Origin of the sequence: Streptomyces sp. SID4985, assembly GCF_009863025.1 — a bacterium.
GTDB lineage: Bacteria > Actinomycetota > Actinomycetes > Streptomycetales > Streptomycetaceae > Streptomyces.
The window spans coordinates 1-1306 of the sequence record NZ_WWIR01000595.1 but is presented as its reverse complement, the minus strand read 5'-3'; the positions used below and the strand labels follow the sequence as shown (position 1 = coordinate 1306).

General features: G+C 70.7%; 1 protein-coding gene. It reads right to left on the bottom strand.

Annotated features, from left to right (window positions below; translation table 11 throughout):
• Positions 1-148 precede the first annotated feature (148 nt).
• On the bottom strand, positions 149-1306 hold a 1158-nt coding region (locus tag GTW40_RS25630), incomplete at its 5' end, for a trypsin-like peptidase domain-containing protein (RefSeq protein WP_161182533.1).

The following is a 1306-nucleotide window of genomic DNA, read 5'->3' as shown; positions in this document are numbered from 1 at the left end:
TGGGATTTGAACCCACGGTGACATCGCTGCCACGACGGTTTTCAAGACCGTTCCCTTCGGCCGCTCGGGCACGCCTCCCCGCGCCGCCCACCTGGGGCGGAGCGGGGTACAGCGTACCGGGATCGGGCGGTGGAGGGGGCGGTGGGCGTCAGTTGTCGCCGACGCGGGAGCCGAGGGTGAGGTCGACCGTGTGGTCCTGGCCGCCGCGCTTGTAGGTGACCGTCACCTTGTCGCCGGGCTTGTGGGTCCAGATCTCGCCGATCAGGGTCGGACCGCTGTCGATGACGGAGTCGTCGAGCTTGGTGATGACGTCGCCCGGCTTCAGTCCGGCCTTGTCGGCGGGGCCGCCCGTCTCGACCGCGGCGGCGCCGCCCGCGCCCTGGTCGGTGATCTTCGCGCCGTTCGTGGACTCCTCCAGGGAGACGGAGGCACCGATCTTGGCGTACACCGGCTTGCCGGTCTTGATCAGCTGCTGGGCGACGTACTTGGCCTGGTTGATCGGGATGGCGAAGCCGAGGCCGATCGAGCCGGACTGGCCGGAGCCGAAGCCGCCGCTGTTGGTCGACTGGATCGCGGAGTTGATGCCGATCACCGCACCGGCGGCGCTCAGCAGCGGACCGCCGGAGTTGCCCGGGTTGATCGACGCGTCGGTCTGCAGGGCGCTCATGTACGACGCCTTGCTGCTGGAGCTGCCGTCGCTGGAGGCCACCGGACGGTTCTTCGCGCTGATGATGCCGGTGGTGACCGTGTTGGACAGGCCGAAGGGCGCGCCGATGGCGATCGTCTCGTCGCCCACGGCCACCTTGTCCGAGTCGCCCAGGGCGAGCGGCTTGAGGTCCGTGGGGGCGTTCTTCAGCTTGACCACGGCGACGTCGTAGCCCTGCGCGTGGCCGACGATCTCCGCGTCGTACTTCCGGCCGTCCGGGAAGGTGGCCGTCAGCTTGCCGCCGTCGACCGCGTCGGCCACGACGTGGTTGTTGGTGACGATGTGGCCCTGGGTGTCGAAGACGAACCCGGTGCCGGTGCCGCCCTCGCCGTTGCTGCTCTCCGCCTCGATGGTGACCGTGCTGGGCAGCGCCCGGGACGCGACGCCCGCGATGGTGCCCGCCGAGCGCTTGACCTGCGAGGCTCCGCTGTCATTGGCGGAGACGGTGGTGGAGCCCTGGCTGTCGTTGTCCTTGGCCAGCGTGTAGCCGATGCCACCGCCGATGCCGCCCGCGACCAGCGCGGCCACCAGGACGGCGGCGATCAGCCCGCCGCGCCCGGAGCTCTTGGGGGCCGGCGGCTGGTACGACGCGCCCCAGCC